Source organism: Roseobacter sp. TSBP12, assembly GCF_009129705.1.
Classification (GTDB): Bacteria; Pseudomonadota; Alphaproteobacteria; order Rhodobacterales; family Rhodobacteraceae; genus Celeribacter; species Celeribacter baekdonensis_A.
The window spans coordinates 14567-35737 of the sequence record NZ_PYIB01000050.1 but is presented as its reverse complement, the minus strand read 5'-3'; the positions used below and the strand labels follow the sequence as shown (position 1 = coordinate 35737).

Below are 21171 nucleotides of genomic sequence, written 5' to 3'. Positions count from 1 at the left end.
CACCCGGCTGGGCGGCTTCGGCTGCGGCGGCGAGGCGGGCGGCGCGGGCAGCGGTCTGATGATCCCCCAGCGCCACCGGTTCGCCGGCACAGCCCATGGAACAATCCAGATGCAGCTTGGTGAACCCTGCACGGGCGTAGGCGGCGATCATGGTTTCGGCCTTTTGCATGGCGGCATCCGGGGGCAGGGCTTTCCAGGGGTTCGGGCCCAGATGATCGCCGCCAAGGATCAGGCGTTCGTGTGGAAAACCGGTGCGGTTTGCGATAGCAAAGACCCGATCGCGAAAATCCTGCGGGGTCATGCCCGTGTAACCACCGTCTTGGTTCACCTGATTGCAGGTTGCCTCGATCAGGAGAGGCAGAGAGGTGGGCAGAACCGCACGCATGCAGGCTTCAAGAACGATCGGATGGGCGGAACACACTGAGGGGATACCGTTTGGTCCCGGTGTCTCTGCCCATGAGGCAATATCGGCAAGCGGGTGGGTCGTCATGTGGAGATCTCCGCATCTTCAGGAAAGGTGTTTTTCAGAAAGGCATTGAGCGCGGCTTGGGTCGACGTGCCCTCCATCGGTCCCTGTCGGGTGACAGCCAGGGCACCTGCCGCATTGGCCTGGCGCAGTGCTGCGACGGGCGGCACACCGGCCAGACGCAGGGCGACGAAAGTGCCGCCAAAACTGTCGCCAGCGCCGGTGGGGTCGACTTCGCGAACCGAAAGCGCGGCAATGTCATGGCGACCCTCGACGCTAAAATGGCTGGCTCCCTCTGCGCCGCGTTTCAGAACGATCTCGCGGATTCCGCGCGCGAGCAGGTCGTCGATCGCACCGGCCTCATCCGCGCGCTCCGAGAACAGGAAAAGCTCATCGCCCGAAGGCATGAAGATGTCGGTCTGGTCCAGAACTTCAAGCAGGCGCACGCGCAGGCCCGGCGCACCAAGGATTTCGGGACGGATGTTGGGATCGAAACTGAGTGTGCCGCCACGCGCCTTGATCCGGCGCAGAGCCTCAAGTGCGACATTGGCCATGCCGGGGGCGGAAAGGGCGGTGCCCATGATGTGCAGGTGGTCGCAACTGGCCATCAAAGCGGTGGCCGCCGGGGTGAGGTTGAGGGTTGCCGTGGCACTCTGGGCCATGGTGAAGAGAAAGGCGCGCGAGCCATCCTCGCGATAGCGAACAAAGGCGCAGCCGGTGACTTCGTCAGGCGCCACGTCGATGCCAGAAATATCGACGCCATCGCGGGTGAGACGGGCGATGTTCAGGTGGCCGAAATCATCGTCACCGACCCGACCAATGATCGCCGCCTCATAGCCGAGCTTGCCGACCTGATCGACAAAGATGGCGGGCGCACCGGACGGGAAGGGGCCGACAAGGGGTTGCGGCTCGCGAAACCCGTCGCCTCTGGTGGTCGCCACCAGTTCGACGAGGATTTCACCGACGGTCAAAATTTTGGACATTGGATGGGGTATCCATTGTGGTCTCGGGGAGCGCGCGCCCACAGCGAACAAGCCGTGTGGCGCGCGGGGCCCGGATCAGAGCGTGGCGCCCATCATCATCCGGACGATTTCCTCGTCATTGGTCTCGGCAGGTCGACGTTCGCCGGCCACCACCCCGCGGGCGAGGACGATGATCCTGTCCGCAGCGGCGAAGATATCGGGCAGGTTGTGAGAAATCAGAATGATCCCCACCCCCTGCTTTTTCAGGCGTTCGATGAGGGCCATGACCTCACGTTGTTCGGGGACACCAAGCGCCGCGGTCGGTTCGTCCATGATGACAATGCCTGCCTGCCAGTGGATCGCACGGGCGATGGCAATCGCCTGACGCTGACCGCCCGACATTTCGCGCACCGGGGCGGTTGGGTCCGGCACCACGATTCCGAGGCTGAGCATCACTTTCGCCGCATCTTCCCGCATCTTCTTGCGGTCGAGGTAGGGGACCCCGAGCACATGCTTGACCGCCTCGCGCCCGAGGTAAAGGTTCAGCCCCGGATCAAGATTGTCGGCCAGCGCAAGATCTTGATAGATCGTCTCAATCCCCGCGGTGCGCACCGCTTCGGGGGTTTTCCCCGTCAACAACGCGCCGTTCATGTAGACTTTGCCGTCGGAGGGTTGATAGACGCCCGAGATCATTTTGATCACGGTCGACTTGCCCGCGCCGTTGTCGCCTGCAAGGACGACGCATTCGCCGGGATTGACCTCAAAGCTGACGTTCTTGACCGCCTCGTTGCCGCCGAACCGTTTCTTGAGACCGTCGATCTTCAAAAGCGTAGTCATGATTTACCTCCCATAAGCCGGTCTTTTGACTGGTCCACAAGGACAGCAACAATGATCACGAGGCCCACCGCAACGAATTGCCAATAGGGCGGCAAGCCACAGAAGACGAGACCAAACTGGATCACGGCGATGATGAAGGCGCCGATGACGGTGCCGGTGATGGTGCCCTGACCGCCGGTGAGTGACGCACCTCCGATGAACACCGCAGCGACGGCGTAAAGCAGGATCGGTTCCCCCGCATTGGCGGCTCCGGCCGAAAAACGGCTGGTGTAGATCAGCCCACCAATACCCGCCGTGAAGGCCGAAAGGATAAAGAGCAGGATCAGGTGCTTTTTGACATTCACGCCAGCCCGTTCCACCGAGGCACGGTTGGCCCCGAGCGCATAGTTGTGGGCGCCAAATCGCGTGTGCTTGAGCAGGTAGTGACAGACGAGCGTCAGAACGGCGGCCACGACCAGTGGAACCGGAAGACCGAGGATGTCACCATTGCCGAAAGCGCGGGTATGGTCGTTGCGGATCGACACCGTCGCACCGCCGGCCACAATCAGGGCCGCGCCACGGGCGATGCCATAGGTGCCCAGCGTACCGATGAAACTCGGCACATTCAGGATGGCAACAAGCCAACCGTTGACCGCGCCGACCAACGCGGCAGCGCCGAGACCTGCCAGCATGGCGAGGATCACGGTGACCCAGTCGGCGTCTGCGCCCGCCGTCCGAACGATCAGGGCCATGACAACCGCCGCGAAACCGGTACTGAAGGCGATCGAGAGGTCGATGTGACCGGCCACGATGACCAGCGTCAGTCCAAGACCGAGCAAAAGGATCTGCGAGGCGGCAATCGAGATGGCTTGCAGGTTATAGATCCGGAAAAGTAGGGTGCTTCCGGTTTGGGTTTGTGCATAGATTTCGAAAAAGCCGAGGATGAGGATCAGGAACAGCCACGACCATGCGTTTAGCAGGGACCTCACGAATGAGGTCCCCCCGGTTTAATGTTGGTGTTACTCCCGTTCACCGTATTATCCGTCATTCTGAGTAGATGAATTTGGCAGTTGCGTCGTCATTGACATTGTTGGCGTCAATCACGGTAAAGCCGGTGCCGATTGAGACCGGAACGGAGTTGCCGGTGAGAACGGCATAGGCCGTCATCACACCGTAATAGCCAATCTCCGCCGGGTGCTGGGCGATAGCCGCATCAACGAGGCCCGAGGAGATGTTGTTCACAATCGAGGTGGGAGCATCAAAGGCGATCACGGTCACCTCATCCGCTTTGTTGGCGCTTTCGACACCGTTGGCAGCACCGAGAGCCGAAAAGAGGTTGGCACCAAAGACGCCCGAGATGTCTGGGTTGCGCGCCAGAACGGCCTGAAACTGTGAGGCCGCCAACGAGGCGTCGTTCTCGTTATACTGGGTTTCAAGCACTTCGACGTTTGGAAAGCTCTCGGCCATCTCTGCCTTGAAACCCTCTTCACGCTGGTCCGTGGTCGAAATGCCGGGACGGACATTCGAGACATAGACCTTGCCTTCGCCCCCCATCTGATTTGCCATGTAGCGAGCTGCCATGCGGCCGCCTGCGGTGTTGTCCGAGGCGATGTAGGAGAATGGGAAATCCCCGTCTCCGGCACCGTCCTGATATTTGCCGTCGTCGATGAACGTGTCGACGGTGATGACCGGGATTCCCGCTTCCGACGCGCGGCGCAGCGGCTCGATCATCTGGACGCTGTCGGTCGGAGCAATCAGGATCGCATCCGGGCCGCGTCCAATGACGGCGTCAAGGACCGGGGTTTGCAGGACCGGATCAAATTCTTCGGCCCCCTGAAAGTCGACGGTGATTCCAAGGGCGTCCGCGGCCGCCTGCGCACCACGATTCATGGTGATATAAAAGGCGTCAGTGGTGAGGCCGGGAATAAGGGTGATCCTGAGATCGTCCTGTGCTTGTACGGCTCCGGCGGAGCCGAGTACCGCTGCGAAGACAGCGGTTTTGATAAGATTTTTCATATAGGTTTCCTCCCTTGTTCGCACGGCTCCATTGAGCCGCATCTCTTGATCTGCCCCTTCCTCCTCAGGGCGAATCAAAGAACCGAAATTCGGTGACGGCAGCTTGCCGGGGTTCTCCCGGCCTAGCAAGAAGTAAATATCAGAAATATATTTCCAAATACTGCAACTGTGTAAACCCAAATGGTTGCCACATTCCAATCTGTCTCTTGATCTGCAAGTTATCCGCGAGTCCGCCTGAGACCGATTGCCATTTGTCGTCGCTTGGTGCAGGAGGTTTCTGTCTGAAACATATTTCCAGTGAGAGCCGATGACCAAGCGCGTGAAACCCCACAAACTTCTCAATCGTCATATGATGCATACGGCGGCCAAGCTGCACTACCTGGAAGGATTGTCGCAGGTTGAGGTCTCCCGTCGCATGGAGGTGTCGACCGCGACGATCTCTCGCCTGCTGGGCCTTGCCCGTGACGAGGGGATCGTCCGCATTCAGGTGTTGGACCTCGACGAGTCTGACGGGCTGGGAAACAAACTTGCGGCGGCTCTGGGCCTGAAATCTGTCCGGGTGACGGAAAGTGACAAAGCGGTGGCGCTCAGCACACAGGTGGGCGCTTTGCTCATTGAGGCGCACCTTGCCCCCGGAGCTGTCGTGGCCATTGGCTGGGGCCGCACGATTCAAAGCGTCATCTCCGCCGGTCTGCCTAAGGTGCCCGAAGTGGTGGTTGTGCCTATAACCGGCGGGATGCATGAGACCGCGTCTCACTTTCAGATCAATGAATTCGTGCGCATGGCGGCGGAACAGATGGGGGGGGAAGCACGGTTTCTCTATGCCCCTTCGATGGTGTCACCTGAGTTGCATTCCGTTCTCCTGCGCGATCCGCGCACGGCTCAGCTTATTGACCTTTGGGCGCGGGTCGACGTGGCAATTGTGGGCCTTGGGGCCTATTTGCGTGACGGGACGAATACCAGCATGGGCTTCAGCGCGGCGGAGGCGGCGCGGGTGTCTGGTGATGTCGTGCGGCACTATTTTGACAGGGAAGGGTGTGAAATCCGTTGGCCGGGGCAGGAGAACCAGATGTCGATTGGCCGGGCGCAACTCGAACGCATTCCGCTGTCTATCGGCGTTGCCATGGGGCGCGAGAAGGCGGCGTCCATCATCGGTGCCGCACGTTCGGGGATGATCAACGCTCTGGTGACAGACACGCGGGCGGCAAGCCAGGTGCTTGACCTGCTGGAAAGCAGCGAAAGTATCTAGCGCCTAATATAGAAATTTATTTCTGAAAAAAATTGTTGAGAATGAACTCTGCGACCGCTACTGCTTAGGCAAGCTGCGGGTGTTGGAGGGATTCCGAATGAGAATCGCATCATCTGCACCGATGGCAGGGGGAGGGGTCTCAGCAGAAATGCGGGATGCCACGACGGGTTCGCCTGTCGTGCCCCTGTCTGCGGTGTCCGCAGCCTGAGTGACCGGCACATGCCGGATGGCGAGATGATACGAGACAAGGATCAACCCGAATGACCAAATTGATGACGACAGCCGAACGCCGTGGGTACCGGCAGATTTGCGGGGACAACGGCTTGATGATGGTTGTTGCCTGTGACCAACGCGGCGGGATGCGCAAGGTCTTGGCCGACACCCCAGAGGCCCAATCGGCCATCGACGAAGCCATGCTGGGTGTGGTGAAATCCGGCATAGTGCGTCATTTGGCGAACAAAGCCTCCTGCGTGCTGCTCGACGCGGTATGCGCCGTGCCGGGGGTTGTGGACGACGGGACGCTGTCCCGCGACACGGGTCTGTTGATCGGTCTGGATGCCTCGGGCTGGGACACGGACGAGAACGGCTATCAAATATCGAAACTCGTGCCGGGCATCACGGCGCGCCGTGTGCGTGAGCTGGGCGGGACGGGTGCGAAGCTCATGGTTTACCTGCGGCCCGATCGGCCGGACGCCAACGTGATCAACGTCGGGATCATCAAGGATTGCATCGCGGACTTCGCCGCCGAAGACCTTCTTCTGGTTGTCGAAATCCTGACCTACCAACTCGAGGGTGAAAGCGATGAGGCCTATCGCGCGGCCTTCCCAAGCCTCATCGTCGAAAGCGCGCGGATTTCGTTGGAGCTTGGTTCCAAAGTTCTCAAGCTGCCCTATCCGGGGACGGCGGAGGCCTGTGCCGAAATCTCTGCGCTTTGTGGGGATGTGCCTTGGGCCGTGTTGTCTGCCGGTGTCGACCACGACACTTTTATCGGTCAGGTCGAAACCGCGATGCAAAACGGGGCCTCAGGCGTCATCGCCGGGCGCGCCCTATGGAAAGATTGCATTTCGTTGACCCCGGAGGTCAACGCGGACAATCTGGAAAAGATTGCCAGTGAACGGCTCAAGCAAATCCAGGACATCTTGGAACGCCATGCGGACAAGCGCTAACACAACGATCGGCGTGGATGTCGGGGGAACCCGCATCCGCGTCGCGCGGATCACGGCAGAAGGGGCGCTTCTGGACCGGGTGATCGAACCTGTCTGTCAGGACGCTGGCGGGTTTTTGACGCAACTTTTGCGCTTGGTGGACAGGATGCGCGATGGGGCCACGGCTGTTGGCATTGGCATTCCAGGCCGTGTTGATGGCCGCACAAAGAAAATTCTTTCTGCGGGATATCTGGATATCGCCGGGCTTGATCTTGCGGCAGAGGTGCGACAGGCGACAGGGCTACCCGTCCGGGTTGAAAATGATGCGACCATGGCGCTGATTGCCGAGGGGTTCAGCCGTACGGGTGGGCGTGACGGGTTGGTCTTTATGGTGACGATCGGCACGGGCATTGGCGGCGCTGCGCTCCTTGATGGTCAGCCGTGGTACGGCGGGGGCCTGTCGGGTCAGTTTGGTCACATCGTCGTCTCTTCCGACGGGCCTCTGTGCAAATGCGGACGCCGCGGGTGTGTCGAGACATTCAGTTCCGGCACGGCCCTTGGGCGGTTGATGGCCGAGGCCGGCATGCCCAAGGACATTCGCGCAGAGGATGTGCTGTCCCGCGCCAAAGCTGGGGACGGTCAAGCGCGGGTCCTGCTCGATGTTTGGGCGGCGCCGCTTCAACGGGCCTTGCAATCTCTGGTGTCGATGGCGGATCCAAAGCTGATCCTGGTGGGCGGCGGGCTTGGGCAGGAAATGTCTGCGGCTCTGGCGCATCTGCCGGACGAGTCGCATTGGTTCACGGTGCCAGTCGAACCGGCGCGTTTGGGCGACACCGCGGGGGTGATCGGTGCCGGTCTCGCCGCGTTCGACATGGCCTCGGAGATGACGGGGCAATTCCGATGAGAGGCGCGGTGTTGGTCAACGGGGTGCCGGCAAGCGGCAAATCCACCGTCGCAACCGCGCTGGTGGCTCAGTTTGACGCAGCAGGTATTGCGGCGGTGCCGCTGAGCCTTGATACGGTCAAAGAAGGCCTTTTTGCGCATATCGGCACCGGCGACCGGGACCATAACCGGATGCTGGGTCGTGCGAGTTACCACGCCATTTTCAGCTCTATTTCTGCCTTTCCGCAGCGCCTGATCCCGGTGATCGACGCGTGGCACGGATTTCAACCCGAAGAGGTTCTGCGCGCGCATATCAGGCGGGCCGGGATTGAGCGGCTGGTTGAGATCTGGGTGGCCATACCGCCCGATTTGGCGGCGGAGCGATACCGTGCGCGTTCAAGCGGGCGACATGCCGGCCATTTGCCCGCCTCCTATGCCGATGAACTTTACGAGCTCGCAAGCGTGGCCCGACCGCGCGCATTGGGCCCGGTGATAGAGGTCGATGGGGATGCGCCGATACCGGACGATCTTGGTGCGCGGGTTCTGGCGGCGCTGAACGGGGAGGGCGGTGATGTCAGAGGGACAACGTGACGGGCAACGTGACAGACAACGCGACGGGCAAGTCCACCACAGCCGACCAGCTTTGCGAGAGGCTCGTACGGTTGGGTCGCTCTGCATCCGTCTTGCCGATGGATGGGTTTCATTACGATGATGCGGTGCTCATTCAACCCTGAGAAACACCATGGGAGGAAGACAGATGGCGGACTATGACAAGGGAGCACTTCTTGTAACCGGTGCCAGCGGCGGCATCGGCGGCGCAACCGTGCGTTTGCTGTGTCACAAAGGGGCGGATGTGATCGCTGCTGGCCAGAACGAGGAAAAACTTGCAGCACTGGCGCATGAAACCGGCTGCCGGACCTTGGTTTTCGACCTGACCTCGGAAGACAGCGTTGCGGCGGCACTTGGCGATCTGGATCTGTGGGGAGTGGTGAATTGCGGTGGGTTCGGCGGTGAGATCGCAACGCCGATGGAGACTGACATCTCGGTTTTTGACAAGGTCATCTCGATCAATGCGCGCGGCGCGCTGCTTGTGACGAAATACACGTCGCGCACGATGATCCGTCTGGGCCGTGGTGGCGCGATCGTGAATGTGTCGAGTCAGGCTTCTTTGGTCGGACTGAAAGGGCATATCTCCTACGGCTCGTCAAAGGCGGCCCTCGACAATATCACCCGCGTGTCCGCCCTGGAACTGGGCCGCCACGACATCCGGGTGAACGGGGTGCATCCGACTGTGGTGATGACGCCGATGTCCGCGTGGTACTGGGGACGACCCGAGATCGAGGGGCCGTTTTTAAGCCAGATGCCATTGGGCCGTTGGGCCACCGAGGCGGACATCGCGGCGCCAATCGCCTTTCTGTTGAGTGAGGGCGCGTCGATGATTTCCGGCGTGGCCTTGCCGATCGACGGCGGCTATACGGCGGTATGAGACGGAGGTGATCTGTGCGCCGCGCGGTGATCCAGCAAAGTCGAACCGATGGTCGGGAGCGCCATAGTTTTTTGTAAGATCAAAAAGTCCTATAATTGGTATTATGTATATTAAGTAGATACTGTGCCACCGGAACTACGTGTAATAATGCTTTGTAATATAGGTATTATATCCTAACTCCCACAGCTCGCCACACTGTTAAAACGTCGGTGGCGTGCAGGCGCTGAACATCACACAGGGCTCCGGCCCAACCTGACGAAACCGATGCGGTGTGCGGCTGTCAAAATAATACGCATCACCGGGCCCAAGAATTTTTCGCTCTTCGCCGACAGTGATCTCAATGCGGCCAGAGATCACAATGCCACCTTCCTCCGCCTCATGGCCATACATCACACGCCCCGTATCCGCGCCCGGTTGATAGGTTTCCTTCAACAACATCATCGCGCGCCCAAACAACGTCGATCCCACCTGTTTGAGCGACAGCTTGCCTTTGCCGATCTCCACAAGATCCTCAGCCGCATAGAAAATCTGCCGTTCAGGATCCGGCTCAAAGGCAAAGAACTCCGACATCCGCACCGGAATACCATCCAAGATTTTGCGCAGCGCCCCGACAGAGGGATTCATCTTGCCGGACTCAATCAAGGAGATCGTCGAATTGGGCACGCCGACCTTTTTGGCCAAGGCCCGCTGTGACAGCCCGGCACGATCGCGCAACACGCGCAGTCGATGCCCAAGCGCCAGATCGTCCTGAACGCCGGAATGCGGTTGATGGTGAGTCGTGGAGACTTGGGTGTTGGAAGTGTTCATTATATCTAAACTTCTGTTTCAAGACCCTATGATTATAAGGGCTTAAAAACAGAAAGAAACAGACTATTGTGATATTCAAATCCCGCATAGCGTTTCTTTAAACACAGATGTGAAAGGCTGTTCCCATGACCAATTCCGAGCTTGCCACCCGCCGCGTCAACGCCCTTGCCCGTGGCGTCGGCGTTATGACCGACCATTTCGCTGCCCGCGCGCTCAATGCCGAAGTCTGGGACGAAGATGGCAATCGTTTGATCGACTTCGCCGCAGGTATCGCCGTGGTCAACACCGGTCACCGCCACCCGAAAGTGATCGAAGCGGTCACCGCACAGCTCGGCGCCTTCACCCACACCTGTCACCAAGTTTTGCCCTATGCGCCCTATGTGCGCCTGGCCGAACGGTTGAATGAAAAAGTACCGGGTGACTTCGTCAAAAAGTCCATTTTTGTCACAACTGGCGCAGAAGCCGTTGAAAACGCTATCAAAGTCGCGCGTGCCTATACCAAACGCGACGCCGTGATCGCCTTTGGCGGCGGCTTTCATGGCCGCACTTTTATGGGCATGTCCCTGACCGGCAAAGTTGTGCCTTATAAGGTCGGCTTTGGTGCGATGATGTCCGACGTGTTCCACGTCCCCTACCCCTGCGCTCTGCATGGCGTGTCGGTCGATGACACATTTGCCGCAATCGAGGCCCTGTTCAAAGCCGATCTTGACCCGGCCCGCGTTGCCGCCGCGATTTTCGAACCGGTCCAAGGTGAAGGCGGTTTTTATCCGGCCCCGGCAGAATTTGTCACCCGCCTGCGCGCGCTTTGCGACGCCCATGGCATCGTGATGATCGCCGACGAAGTGCAAACCGGCTTTGCCCGCACCGGCAAACTGTTCGCGATGGAGCACTATGGCGTGGCCGCCGATTTGACGACCATGGCCAAAGGCTTGGGCGGCGGTTTCCCGATCTCTGCGGTCACCGGCCGCGCCGAGATGATGGATGCGGCTGCCCCCGGCGGTTTGGGCGGCACCTACGGCGGCAACCCGTTGGGGATTGCGGCGGGCAACGCGGTGTTGGATGTGATCGAGAGCGAAGGCCTCTGTGATCGTGCCGAAATGCTCGGTGGCAAACTCAAAGCCGTTTTGGCCGAGATCCAAAAGACCACGCCGGAATTGGCGGATATTCGTGGTCCGGGCTTTATGGTCGCTGCCGAATTCCTCACCGCCGATGGCAAGCCAAACCCGGAGCTGACCGGCAAAATCCGTCTGGAAGCCTTGAAGCGCGGGTTGCTTTTGCTCACCTGTGGCGTCTATGGAAACGTCATCCGCTTCCTCGCACCGCTCACCATCGAAGAGACCGTGTTTGACGAAGCCATGACCCTTTTGACTGAGGCGGTCGCTGCCGCCAGAAAGGCCTAAGATGCGCGAACTGAAAGATCCAAGTCTGTTTGAAACCCGTGCCTATGTGAATGGCGTCTGGATCGAAGGCAAAGCGACATTCCCGGTGGAGAACCCCTCCACCGGCGACATCATCGCCCATGTCACCGACATGTCCGCCGAAGACGTCAGCATGGCGATTGACGCCGCTTACGCCGCCAAACGCGCCTGGGCGGCCAAAACCGGCAAAGAGCGGTCCGCGATCCTGCGCAAGCTCTTTGATCTCATGGTGGAAAACGCCGACGATCTGGCCACGATCCTGACCATGGAAATGGGCAAGCCCTGGGCCGAAGCGCGCGGTGAAATCCTGTATGGTGCCTCCTATATCGAATGGTTCGCCGAAGAGGCCAAACGCGTCTACGGCGATCTCATCCCCGGCGCGCAAGCCGACAAACGCATGGTGATCATCAAGCAACCCGTGGGCGTTGTCGGCGCGATCACACCGTGGAATTTCCCCAACGCGATGCTGGCGCGCAAGATGGCCCCGGCCCTCGCCGTGGGCTGTACCATGGTGGCGCGCCCGTCCGAATTCACCCCGCTCTCCGCCATCGCTTTGGCTGTATTGGCCGAACGCGCCGGCGTGCCTGCGGGTGTGTTCAACGTGTTGCCGGGTCTGGACGCGTCGGGCATGGGTGCCGAGCTCTGTGCCAACACCAAAGTCGCCAAGATCACCTTCACGGGGTCCACCCGCGTCGGCAAAATCCTGATGCGTCAGGGCGCTGAGACGATCAAGAAACTGTCGATGGAATTGGGTGGCAACGCGCCGTTCATCGTCTTTGATGACGCCGATATTGATGCGGCTGTCGAAGGTGCGATGTTGGCGAAATTCCGCAACAACGGTCAGACCTGCGTCTGTGCCAACCGCATCTATGTTCAGGCAGGCGTCTATGACGCTTTTGCCGAGAAACTCAGTGCGGCTTTGGGTGCCCTGTCGTTGGGCGATGGTTTTGCCGAGGGCGTCAACACCGGGCCGCTGATCAACGCTGCAGCCGTGGCGAAGGTCGAAGATCACATTGCCGATGCGGTCGCCAAAGGCGCGGAAGTTGTCATCGGTGGCACGCGCTCCAACTTGGGTCGGACCTTCTTTGAACCGACATTGATCAAGGGCGTGACACAACAGATGAAGGTCGCGACCGAAGAGACCTTTGGCCCGCTCGCGCCCTTGGTGAAATTCGACACCGAAGACGAGGCGGTCAGCTTTGCCAATGCCTCCGAATTCGGTTTGGCCGGGTATTTCTATACCCGCGATTTGAACCGTGCGTGGCGCGTGGGCGAAGCGCTTGAAACCGGGATGGTCGGCATCAACACCGGGGTGATTTCAACCGAAATGGCCCCGTTTGGCGGCGTCAAACAGTCCGGCATGGGCCGCGAAGGTTCGAAATACGGCTGTGACGACTATCTCGAAATCAAGAACCTGTGCTTTGGCGGCTTGTCCTAAACAGCCCCGAAGCTCTTAAACACATAACCTCCCGCAGTCTCTGCGGGAGGTTTTCTTTATCCGCCTCTTTATCCGGCGCGGGTGAGCATCCCGAACAGATCGCGCGGATCGTCCGGGTCGGCCAAAAGATCAAGAGGTTCGGAAAATGCGGTCCCCGCCACTTTATCGCGCACGAACCGCAGGGCGGAAAAATCCTCAATCGCAAAGCCAACACTGTCAAACAGCGTCAATTGATTGGCATCTGTGCGTCCCGGCACCTCGCCACGCATCACCTGCCACAGCTCTGTGACCGGATGATCTGCCGCAAGTTGCTGAATCTCACCCTCGATCCGGGTTTGCTCCGGGTATTCGACGAAAATCTGCGCCCGCGTCAGGATGTCTTTGTGAAGCTCGGTTTTGCCCGGACAATCGCCACCGATCGCGTTGATGTGCTGGCCGCGCCCGACCATATTGTCGGTCAGGATCGTCGCGCATTGTTTGTCAGCGGTGCAGGTGGTGATCACATCCGCGCCTTCGACAGCCTCTTGGGCGGAAGAACAGGCCATGACATCAAACCCCTGCCCCTCTAAGTTGCGCTTGGCCTTGGCCGTGGCCGCCGGGTCGATGTCATACAGCCGCAAGCGGGTGATGCCACAAAGCGCACGAAACGCCAGCGCCTGAAATTCGCATTGCGCGCCATTGCCGATCATCGCCATCACCGACGCGCCTTTCGGGGCCAAATAGCGCCCAACCAGTGCCGAGGTCGCCGCCGTGCGCAGCGCGGTGAGCAGCGTCATTTCCGTAAGCAGCACCGGATAGCCATTTGAAACTGAAGACAAAACACCAAAGGCCGTGACGGTCTGAAACCCCTCTTTCATGTTCTTAGGGTGGCCATTGACGTATTTGAAACCATAAAGCTCCGCATCCGCCGTCGGCATCAATTCGATTACGCCCTCAAGCGAATGCGAGGCAACGCGCGGGGTTTTGTCGAACTCCGGCCAGCGTTTGAAATCCTCTTCGATATAGGCGGCCAAGTCCGACAAAAACCGATCGACGCCAAGACTGTGCACAAGGCGCATCATATTGGCGACGGAGACAAAGGGAACATAAGCTAATTCAGAGGGTTGCGGCGTATTCATCATCCAAAACTCCGGGTCATACGGTCCAAAACGCGACGGCCAAACAGGCTGGCCGTCAAATCGCACATCAGCTTCGCCGTGCGCCCGCGTTCGTCCAAAAACGGATTCAATTCCACAAGGTCGAGCGAACTCACAAGCCCACTGTCACAGAGCGTTTCCATGATCAAATGCGCCTCACGAAAGGTCGCACCGCCCGGTACGGTGGTGCCGACAGCGGGGGCAATGGCGGGGTCGAGAAAATCGACATCAAAGCTGACGTGTAACAGACCGTTGGCCGCCGCAACACGGTCCAAGAATCCGCGCAAAGGCGCCAAGACCCCGGTCTCATCAATCGCACGCATATCATGAACTTCAATGCCTAAGGCACTGATAATATTGCGTTCTGCCTCATCGACCGAGCGAATGCCCATCAGGCACAGGTTTTCAACCGGCACTGAGGCGGCCAGATTTGGGTAGGCGTCAAACCCCGCTTGTCCGGTGTAATAGGCCATCGGCGTGCCGTGCAAATTGCCGCTCTCGGTGCTGTCCAATGTGTGCAAATCCGGGTGCGCGTCGAGCCAGAGCACAAACAAAGGCCGTCCCTGCTCCGCGGCATAGCGTGCGAGACCTGGTACTGTACCCGCCGCCATCGAATGATCGCCGCCCATGAAAATCGGTAGGTCATAGGCCTTGGCGGCCGCATAAGCAGCCGGTTCCAACGCTTCGATCCAAGCGATCGTGTCCGAGAGGTTGTGCACGGATGGGTTGGCATGGGGCACGGGCGGCTGTGGCGCGACGTGTACGTCGCCAAGGTCAAAGACCTCCCAGCCCAAAGAACGGATCGTGCGGGCCAATCCGGCGGTGCGCAGGCTGGCCGGACCCATCAAGCAACCGGGCTGAGAGGCCCCGGTTTCAACCGGTGCGCCGAGAATCGAACAGGTGCGTGTCATGGCTTTTCCTTTGGTTTTGATAAAGATGCACGAGGGTCGTGACGAAATGTACTGACTTATTGATCATATCGAATATATTATTGATCAAAGTGACCAGATATTTGGACAAAATGAACATGACGCCTCTTTCCGCCTCTGACCAAGCCCTGATCGCAGCTTTGCGGATGAATGCGCGTATGTCGATCACCGAACTGGCGCAGGTGGCCGGATTGTCCCGCACCACGACGCGCACGCGCTTGGACGCGCTGGTGGCGGAGGGCCGTATTCGGCGCTTTACCATCGAAACCGATGTCGATGTCGAAGGCGAGGTGAAAGCCATCACATTGGTCGAACTTCAGGGCAAAATGTCCCGCACCGTGATCCGCACCCTGACCCGCATTCCAGAGGTCTCAACCGTCTATGCCACCAACGGATCATGGGATTTGGTGGTCGAGATCAAAACCGACAGTTTGGTGAATTTCGACCGGGTTTTGCGTGAAATCCGCGAGGTGCCCGGCGTGCTCAATTCGGAAAGTTGCCTCTTGCTTGCACATGTGACGTCGTAAACCGGCGGGTGCATATGCGGCAAACATGCCGCGTTTTGTACAGTTGTCAAAGCTGATGCAAGACGCCCCTTGTCTGTGCTCTATGTTGATCATTACACTTCAGGCATGGGTGATGGAACGACCGAAGAAAAACTGCACAGCATTCTTGACGCGACCACAGTGCAAGACGTGTGGGAGCGGATGCTGGAATTTGTGCTTGAGGCTGGCTTTACCCATATGTTGTACGGTTTCACCCGGTTCCATAGTGACTCGGGCTTTGGTGACGACAACGACCACTTGTTTTTGACCAATTTCGGTGCCGACTATATGAAGGGATATTTCCTTGAAGGGCGCTATCGCAACGGGCCAATGGTGCATTGGGCGCTGAACAATGTTGGCACGTGTTCCTGGAATTGGATCAATGAAAACTTTGACAATTTCACCGCTCAAGAACGTGAAGTTTCCCTTTACAATCGGTCTCTTGGCGTCACTTCCGGATATACAATCGCGTTTCAAAATGCGCTCAAACGGGCCAAGGGCGCGGTTGGCATATCGGTTCAGCCCTTTGTGGGGACCCAAGCCGATGCCGATGCGATTTGGGCCGAAAAAGGGCGCGATATTGAATTGGTCTGCGGTGTGGCCCATTTGAAAATCATCGCCATGCCGATGCCACAACGGGTCTTGACGTCGCGCCAACGCGAGGTGCTTGAGTGGATCGGCGATGGAAAAACCGTGGCGGATACGGCGCAAATTTTAGGACTGAACAAGGCCACCGTGGAAAAGCACCTGCGTTTGGCGCGTGAATCTCTGGGTGTCGACACCACCGCGCAGGCGGTGCTCAAGGCATCCTTTCACAACCAAATGTTCACGTTTTGATCAAAAAGTAAGGATTGCCGTAGTTTCGCCTTGGCCGTTCTTATGGGAAACTGAATGTGTTCCTGCTTTCGGGGCTTGGCCTTTGGAACGGGGGGGTTGGGATCGCTCACGTCATTTCGCTTACCGACGTCCTACAGAGGGTGCGGGCCTATTGATCGGCTTGGCACCCTCTTTTTGCATCGGAACCGCCCCTGCCCCAATGCCCGAAAATTTTTCTCAAAGCCACGCGCCATAAAAAAGGGCCGACCCGAAGGCCGACCCCATTCGTCTCACAGTCTAAGCAACTGTGACTTAGCCTTGAGCCGCTTTCGCAACTTCAGCGGCAAAATCTTCTGCCACTTTTTCAATGCCTTCGCCGACTTCGAGACGCACAAAACCGGTGATTTCAACACCAGCTTCTTTTGCGGCCGCTTCAACGGTCAAATCGGGGTTCACCACGAAAGCCTGACCCAAAAGTGTGGATTCAGCGATGAATTTCGCCATCCGGCCTTTGATCATGTTTTCAATGATGTTTTCCGGCTTGCCAGATTCACGCGCGATGTCGATCTGAACTTGCTTTTCTTTCTCGACGATGGCCGGATCGAGATCCGCTTCGCCCAAAGCCGCCGGGTTGGCCGCAGCAATGTGCATGGCAACCTGTTTGCCGAACGCATCGTTTGCGCCATTGAGGCCGACGAGAACGCCGATTTTGCCCATGCCGTCTGCCGCTGCGTTGTGGACATAGGTCACAACGGATGCGGCTTCGATTTTGGCCATGCGACGCAGGCCCATGTTTTCGCCGATGGTCGCGATCTTGTCGGTGATGATCTCGGACACAGCTTTGCCGTTCACTTCAGCCGCGTTGAGCGCCTCAAGATCGTCAGCCGCCAGAGCCGCAGACGCGATGTCTTTGACCATCGCTTGGAATTCAGCGTTTTTACCAACGAAGTCGGTTTCAGAGTTCACTTCGACAGCAACACCAACGCCACCATCAACAGCCACACCCACGAGACCTTCAGCCGCCGTACGGCCAGCTTTCTTGGCGGCTTTCGCCAAACCTTTGGTGCGCAGCCAATCCACAGCGGCTTCGAAATCGCCATCGGTTTCGGTGAGCGCTTTTTTCGCGTCCATCATGCCCGCAGCCGTTGCTTCGCGCAGTTCTTTCACCATTGCAGCAGTGATTGCCATATCGGCTCTCCTCGAATGTCTTTGATCAGTCTCGGGGGCGGGCTTACCCTGCCCCCGTATCACTTTTGTAACGCCCGCGCGCAAATTGCACAGCGGGTCGTTAAATTAGGCCTCAGCGGCTGCGGCTTCAGCGACAGCTTCTTCAGCCATTGCTTCTTCGAACGCACCGATGTCAACGCCAGCGGCACCCATCTGATCGGTCATACCGGCCAAAGCAGCACGCGCGACGAGATCGCAATAGAGCGAAATAGCGCGCGATGCGTCATCGTTGCCCGGGATGATGTAATCCACACCGTTCGGGGAACAGTTGGAGTCAACAACAGCCACAACCGGGATGCCGAGTTTTTTGGCTTCGAGAATGGCCAGGTCTTCTTTTTTCACGTCGATGACGAAGAGAAGATCCGGCACGCCGCCCATTTCACGGATCCCGCCGAGGGAGGCCTGAAGTTTGGCTTGGTCGCGTTCCATGTTCAGGCGCTCTTTCTTGGTGAGGCCTTCTGCGCCGTTTGCCAACGACTCATCAATCATGTTCAAACGCTGAATGGACTGGGACACGGTTTTCCAGTTGGTCAACGTGCCACCGAGCCAGCGGTGGTTCATGTAATACTGTGCGCATTTTTCAGCGGCTTCGGCGACCGGGCCAGCGGCCTGACGTTTGGTGCCGACGAAGAGAATGCGGCCACCTTTCGCAGCGGTATCACGCACAACCTGCAGCGCCTGCTCCAACATGGGCAAGGTCTGTGTCAGATCGAAAATGTGGATGCCATTGCGTTCCCCATAGATGAATTCCTGCATACGCGGATTCCAACGCTGGGTTTGGTGACCAAAGTGTACGCCAGCTTCCAAAAGCTGACGCATCGAGAAATCAGGAAGCGTCATGTCCATAATCCTTTTCCGGTTTAACGCCTGAGCAGAGGTTCCGAGACTGATGTCTCAACCGGTGGACCTATCGAGGATGTCTCCCCCGAAGGCCCGCCTCCGCCTGTGAAGTGATCGCGCATATAGAGGTGTCTTTTCCAAAGTGCAAGCCCCTGCCCGCCCAAACACCGGTGTTTTGCCCGCAGGCGTGCTTGAGGCGGCATTCGGACCGTAAATTTGCACCCATGTGCGCCCATCTGTGCCGGCAATCCTTGCCATTCGGTCAAAATTGCGGTCATGGATAAAGCCATGAGTACACCACATGATATCCTTTGTATCGGGTCCGTGTTGTGGGACGTCATCGGACGCTCGGATCGCGCCATGCGGTTGGGCTCCGATGTGCCCGGACGGATTATTCGCGTTCCCGGCGGCGTGGCGATGAACATTGCCATGGCCTTGGCGCGGTTTGGCCTGTCGCCCGATCTGTTGACCGCCATCGGTCGCGACCCGGCGGGCGATGAATTGATCTTGGCCGCCACTGTGCGCGGCATTGGCACCGGTCATGTCTACCGCTCCGAAGACCTGCCGACCGACACCTATATGGCGGTCGAAGGTGCGAACGGTTTGATCGCCGCCATTGCCGATGCGCATTCCCTAGAGGCGGCGGGCGACAAAATTCTGCGACCGCTCGCAGATGGGCGCCTGGGCAGCCGTGAGACCCCTTATAAGGGGCCGATCGCGCTCGACGGCAATCTCACCACGCAGCTTTTGCGCGAGATCGCCGTTTCACCGCTCTTTGCCCGTGCCGATCTGCGCATCGCGCCCGCCAGCCCCGGCAAGGCCGAACGGCTTTTGCCGCTGCTCGATCACCCACGCGCCACCTTATATGTCAACTTGGAGGAGGCCGGGCTTTTGGCCCACACCACTTTTGACAGCTCGGCGCAGGCCGCGCAGGCGCTGGTCGCAAAGGGCGCGCATCGTGTGCTGGTCACCAATGGCGGTCAAGATGCCTCCATGGCCCGTCACGATATGGTCCTCACCCAAACCCCGCCGCCCGTGCTTGTCGCGCGGGTCACTGGCGCAGGCGATACGTTTATGGCCGCACATGTTGCGGCCGAAATGCAAGGCGCGGATGAGGCAGATGCCCTCACCGAGGCCTTGAACGCCGCCGCCCAATATGTTTCTGGAGATACCCCGCTATGACTGATCTGAACTCTGGTCTGCCGATGATGTACGCCCCCGACGTGGTGGCCGCCTTGGACACGGGCGCGCCGATTGTGGCGCTTGAATCGACGATCATCACCCATGGCATGCCCTACCCGCAAAATGTCGAGACCGCACGGATGGTCGAGGCGGATGTGCGTGCCGCCGGGGCTGTGCCTGCCACCATCGCCGTGCTTGATGGCGTGTTGCACATCGGCTTGACCGACACTCAACTGGAAGCTCTGGCACAGGCCACCAATGTGATGAAAGTCTCACGCGCCGATATGCCCGTCTGTATCGCCCTTGGCGCGACGGGTGCTACCACCGTGGCCGCCACGATGATCGCCGCCGAGATTGCCGGGATCAAAGTCTTTGCAACGGGTGGCATTGGCGGTGTGCATCGCGGGGCCGAAGAGACCTTTGACATCTCCGCCGATCTGTTGGAACTGGGCGAAACCGCTGTGACCGTGGTCGCGGCCGGGCCCAAAGCCATTCTCGACATTCCGAAAACGCTCGAAGTGTTGGAAACCCACGGTGTGCCGGTGATTGCCTATGGCCAAGATGAGATTCCGGCCTTTTGGTCGCGCGCCTCGGGCCTCAAAGCGCCGTTGCGTTTGGACAGTCCCGAAGACATAGCGCGGGCGATGCAGGTGCGCGCGGCGATGGGCCTTAAGGGCGGTCAGTTGATCGCCAACCCGATCCCAGAGGCGGATGAAATCCCGCAAGAGGTGATCATGCCCTTCGTGGACACCGCATTGAAAGAAGCCGACGCCCAAGGCATTTCCGCCAAAGAGGTCACGCCATTCTTGTTGCAACGGATTTTTGAGCTGACCGAGGGCCGATCGCTCACCTCCAACATCGCCTTGGTGCGCAACAATGCGCGATTGGCGGCCAGGATCGCTGCCGCGCTGTGCGCAAAGTAAGCAGATCGGCGACAGCTTGTAAAAATCATAAGAATTATGGCGGGACCAGCGCTTTTCAGGGTCCTGCCATGTTGTGTCGGGGCCAGTGCCACCCTAAGTTCTGGGAAACTGGCGGTTTCGCCCCTAATGCAGTGACAAATCGCGATGACCAATCCATTTGAAGATGGCCCCCACCTCCCTCCACGCAAACCAAGCCTTGGGGCACGGCTGCGCGCGGCCTTTTTGACCGGCCTCGTCGTTGTCGCCCCTATCGGCCTAACCGCCTATGTGATCTGGACCGTGATTGGCTGGGTCGATGGCTGGGTGCTGACCTTTGTGCCGCAGGCCTATCATCCCGACGCGTTGATCAACCGTTTGTTGGGCTATACCGATCCTTTGGACCAAATTCACATCAACCTGCGTGGCGCAGGCGTGATCATTTTCCTGCTGTTCACCGTCGTCGTCGGCTGGATTGCCAAGGGCCTTGTTGGGCGCTCTCTGATCCGTTGGGCCGAGCGGCTTGTCGATCGCACCCCGATTGTGCGGTCGATTTACAATGGCCTCAAACAGATCGCCGAAACGGTGTTTTCGCAATCCGACACGTCCTTTGACAAAGCCTGTTTGGTCGAATACCCGCGTCGGGGCATCTGGGCGATTGGATTTGTCTCGACCAACGCCAAAGGCGAAATCGCCAAACGCACGCCAAGCGATGAAGTGATGTTGTCGGTGTTTGTGCCCACGACACCCAACCCCACCTCAGGATTTTTGCTGTTTTTCCCGGAACATGACGTGGTGATTTTGGACATGTCGGTCGAAGATGCCGCCAAACTGGTGATCTCCGCCGGGCTGGTCTATCCCAATTCCAAAGATCCGACCCAGCCCGTATCGCACTGAATTCGAGGTCAGGCG

General features: G+C 58.9%; 22 protein-coding genes. 12 read left to right on the top strand and 10 right to left on the bottom strand.

The features are described 5' to 3' along the window. The 5 genes from C8029_RS15265 to C8029_RS15245 form a co-directional block, all read right to left on the bottom strand. Positions 1 to 490 (bottom strand): class II D-tagatose-bisphosphate aldolase non-catalytic subunit (locus C8029_RS15265; RefSeq protein ID WP_193217662.1); only part of this gene is annotated, 490 nt, incomplete at its 3' end. Continuing rightward, positions 487 to 1449 carry a tagatose kinase gene (locus C8029_RS15260; RefSeq protein ID WP_152003222.1) on the bottom strand — a complete coding sequence of 321 codons (963 nt, stop codon included), beginning with the start codon at positions 1447 to 1449 and terminating at the stop codon, positions 487 to 489. The genes C8029_RS15265 and C8029_RS15260, both read right to left, overlap by 4 nt. Before the next feature lie 75 nt (positions 1450 to 1524). Next, positions 1525 to 2265: an ATP-binding cassette domain-containing protein gene (locus tag C8029_RS15255; RefSeq protein WP_152003221.1), complete on the bottom strand. Its 741-nt coding sequence runs from the start codon at positions 2263 to 2265 to the stop codon at positions 1525 to 1527. Beyond that, positions 2262 to 3233, bottom strand: coding sequence for an ABC transporter permease (locus C8029_RS15250; RefSeq protein ID WP_152003220.1), 972 nt, complete (start codon positions 3231 to 3233; stop codon positions 2262 to 2264). The genes C8029_RS15255 and C8029_RS15250 overlap by 4 nt, the downstream gene beginning before the upstream one ends. Positions 3234 to 3288: 55 nt before the next feature. Further along, positions 3289 to 4260 carry an ABC transporter substrate-binding protein gene (locus C8029_RS15245; RefSeq protein WP_009571112.1) on the bottom strand — a complete coding sequence of 324 codons (972 nt, stop codon included), beginning with the start codon at positions 4258 to 4260 and terminating at the stop codon, positions 3289 to 3291. 307 nt (positions 4261 to 4567) lie between these two features. Between C8029_RS15245 and C8029_RS15240 the strand changes: the two genes are divergently transcribed. From C8029_RS15240 to C8029_RS15220, 5 genes are all read left to right on the top strand, one after another. Next, the gene (locus tag C8029_RS15240) at positions 4568 to 5509 is read left to right on the top strand and encodes a sugar-binding transcriptional regulator (RefSeq protein WP_152003219.1); all 942 of its coding nucleotides are present in this window, start codon (positions 4568 to 4570) and stop codon (positions 5507 to 5509) included. A 260-nt stretch (positions 5510 to 5769) separates the two neighbouring features. Beyond that, positions 5770 to 6675, top strand: coding sequence for a tagatose-bisphosphate aldolase (locus C8029_RS15235; protein WP_152003218.1), 906 nt, complete (start codon positions 5770 to 5772; stop codon positions 6673 to 6675). Beyond that, positions 6659 to 7558, top strand: coding sequence for an ROK family protein (locus C8029_RS15230; protein ID WP_152003217.1), 900 nt, complete (start codon positions 6659 to 6661; stop codon positions 7556 to 7558). Before C8029_RS15235 ends, C8029_RS15230 begins: the two co-directional genes overlap by 17 nt. Next, on the top strand, positions 7555 to 8127 hold the full coding sequence (locus tag C8029_RS15225; RefSeq protein ID WP_152003216.1) for an AAA family ATPase: 573 nt from the start codon (positions 7555 to 7557) through the stop codon (positions 8125 to 8127). Before C8029_RS15230 ends, C8029_RS15225 begins: the two co-directional genes overlap by 4 nt. Before the next feature lie 166 nt (positions 8128 to 8293). Further along, complete coding sequence (locus tag C8029_RS15220) at positions 8294 to 9022, top strand: SDR family oxidoreductase (RefSeq protein ID WP_009571115.1); 729 nt, start codon at positions 8294 to 8296, stop codon at positions 9020 to 9022. Between the two features lie 198 nt (positions 9023 to 9220). On the opposite strand, the gene C8029_RS15215 is transcribed toward C8029_RS15220, so the two are convergent. Beyond that, the gene (locus C8029_RS15215) at positions 9221 to 9829 is read right to left on the bottom strand and encodes a cupin domain-containing protein (protein ID WP_009571118.1); all 609 of its coding nucleotides are present in this window, start codon (positions 9827 to 9829) and stop codon (positions 9221 to 9223) included. A 125-nt stretch (positions 9830 to 9954) separates the two neighbouring features. On the opposite strand from C8029_RS15215, the gene C8029_RS15210 reads away from it, so the two are divergent. Together C8029_RS15210 and C8029_RS15205 are read left to right on the top strand one after the other, a co-directional pair. After that, positions 9955 to 11229 (top strand): 4-aminobutyrate--2-oxoglutarate transaminase, encoded by a 1275-nt coding sequence (locus C8029_RS15210; protein ID WP_009571119.1) that lies wholly within the window; start codon positions 9955 to 9957, stop codon positions 11227 to 11229. Position 11230: 1 nt separating this feature from the next. Next, a complete protein-coding gene (locus tag C8029_RS15205) occupies positions 11231 to 12685 on the top strand; it encodes an NAD-dependent succinate-semialdehyde dehydrogenase (RefSeq protein WP_009571120.1) in 1455 nt (484 codons plus the stop codon). 68 nt (positions 12686 to 12753) lie between these two features. On the opposite strand, the gene ocd is transcribed toward C8029_RS15205, so the two are convergent. Next, entirely contained in the window at positions 12754 to 13803 is a 1050-nt protein-coding gene (gene ocd / locus C8029_RS15200) for an ornithine cyclodeaminase (RefSeq protein WP_009571121.1), read from the bottom strand. Continuing rightward, positions 13803 to 14732 (bottom strand): arginase, encoded by a 930-nt coding sequence (gene rocF, locus C8029_RS15195; protein WP_152003215.1) that lies wholly within the window; start codon positions 14730 to 14732, stop codon positions 13803 to 13805. Before rocF ends, ocd begins: the two co-directional genes overlap by 1 nt. 116 nt (positions 14733 to 14848) lie before the next feature. On the opposite strand from rocF, the gene C8029_RS15190 reads away from it, so the two are divergent. Continuing rightward, positions 14849 to 15277: an Lrp/AsnC family transcriptional regulator gene (locus tag C8029_RS15190; RefSeq protein WP_009571123.1), complete on the top strand. Its 429-nt coding sequence runs from the start codon at positions 14849 to 14851 to the stop codon at positions 15275 to 15277. Positions 15278 to 15352: 75 nt separating this feature from the next. Then, on the top strand, positions 15353 to 16132 hold the full coding sequence (locus C8029_RS15185; RefSeq protein ID WP_226946356.1) for a helix-turn-helix transcriptional regulator: 780 nt from the start codon (positions 15353 to 15355) through the stop codon (positions 16130 to 16132). Between the two features lie 291 nt (positions 16133 to 16423). Here C8029_RS15185 and tsf read toward each other — a convergent pair whose 3' ends face one another. After that, positions 16424 to 17299, bottom strand: coding sequence for a translation elongation factor Ts (tsf, locus tag C8029_RS15180; RefSeq protein WP_009571125.1), 876 nt, complete (start codon positions 17297 to 17299; stop codon positions 16424 to 16426). 105 nt (positions 17300 to 17404) lie between these two features. Then, the gene (rpsB, locus tag C8029_RS15175) at positions 17405 to 18178 is read right to left on the bottom strand and encodes a 30S ribosomal protein S2 (protein ID WP_009571126.1); all 774 of its coding nucleotides are present in this window, start codon (positions 18176 to 18178) and stop codon (positions 17405 to 17407) included. Positions 18179 to 18466: 288 nt separating this feature from the next. On the opposite strand from rpsB, the gene C8029_RS15170 reads away from it, so the two are divergent. From C8029_RS15170 to C8029_RS15160, 3 genes are all read left to right on the top strand, one after another. Further along, positions 18467 to 19360 (top strand): PfkB family carbohydrate kinase, encoded by an 894-nt coding sequence (locus C8029_RS15170; protein WP_152003214.1) that lies wholly within the window; start codon positions 18467 to 18469, stop codon positions 19358 to 19360. Continuing rightward, positions 19357 to 20283 carry a pseudouridine-5'-phosphate glycosidase gene (locus C8029_RS15165; protein WP_152003213.1) on the top strand — a complete coding sequence of 309 codons (927 nt, stop codon included), beginning with the start codon at positions 19357 to 19359 and terminating at the stop codon, positions 20281 to 20283. Before C8029_RS15170 ends, C8029_RS15165 begins: the two co-directional genes overlap by 4 nt. A gap of 144 nt (positions 20284 to 20427) precedes the next feature. Then, positions 20428 to 21156, top strand: coding sequence for a DUF502 domain-containing protein (locus C8029_RS15160; protein ID WP_009571129.1), 729 nt, complete (start codon positions 20428 to 20430; stop codon positions 21154 to 21156). Positions 21157 to 21171 lie beyond the last annotated feature (15 nt).